Genomic DNA, 879 nt, shown 5'->3' with positions numbered 1-879 from the left:
AGGCCGCGTAGTTTCTCAGTGTATGCCTCTATAGCTCAGTTGGCAGAGCATCTTCTTCGTAAGGAGAAGGTCACGAGTTCGATCCTCGTTGGAGGCTGGGTTCGCATGGTCTAGTTGGTTATGACGCTCGCCTCACACGCGAGAGGTCCCGAGTTCGAGCCTCGGTGCGAATACTTTTGTTTTCCACTCCAAAACCTCAAAAATCCTATCGGTAAATCGTGTTTTATTTTTAGGGGGTTGAAAGGGGGGGGGGGGGCGGTTACTGGGCGCTGGCCATTTTGGGCCCACATTGGCTCAAAACCCCTGGGGCGGTGTGCACTCCAAAACCTCCAAAAATGCCCAAAACCTCGAAAATCCTATCGGTAAATCGTGTTTTATTTTTAGGGGGTTGTAAGGGGGGGCCGGTTGCTGGGCGCTGGCCATTTTTGGCCCATTTTGGCTCCAAACTCCTGGGGCGGTGGGCGGCCATTGTTTTGGTGGAGGGTGGAGAAAGGGCCCAAAACCCCATCATATCTGGGGATTCCCACTGAGTTTCGATTGACTAATGGTGGCAAAATCGCCTCGCAGCGCCCGGAAGTACTGCAATACCGGGGCCACGGCCCAGGAGCGTGAGCAAGCCCAACGCTTGATCCATGGGTGCGGCTCAAACATCACAGTTAATCTCATTTGTTACCGTGTAACAAGTACCAGAGATTAAGCTGATAAGAACAGATACTACACTTGATCTTAGCCAAAAGGCCGAGAAGGTATGCTTAGCGTGGGCAGCGGCTGGGCTCTTGCACCCCACCCTAGCGCTCAGCAGCTTATGGCACTGGCCTTTGGGCTAAGATCAAGTGTAGTATCTGTTCTTATCAGCTTAATCTCTGGTACTTGTTACAC

General features: G+C 52.3%; 2 tRNA genes. Both read left to right on the top strand.

The annotated features are described in order from the left end of the window. The first annotated feature begins 24 nt into the window (after positions 1-24). Positions 25-97: transfer RNA gene (locus AAFM92_16880), tRNA-Thr, on the top strand. Positions 98-99: 2 nt separating this feature from the next. Then, a tRNA-Val gene (locus tag AAFM92_16875) sits at positions 100-173 on the top strand. The last annotated feature ends 706 nt before the right edge of the window (positions 174-879 follow it).

It is taken from the genome of Pseudomonadota bacterium, assembly GCA_038533575.1.
In the GTDB taxonomy this organism is placed as follows: domain Bacteria; phylum Pseudomonadota; class Alphaproteobacteria; order Rhodobacterales; family Rhodobacteraceae; genus Shimia_B.
Note: the sequence above shows the minus strand (reverse complement) of the source record. Positions and strands in the feature narration are given on the sequence as shown.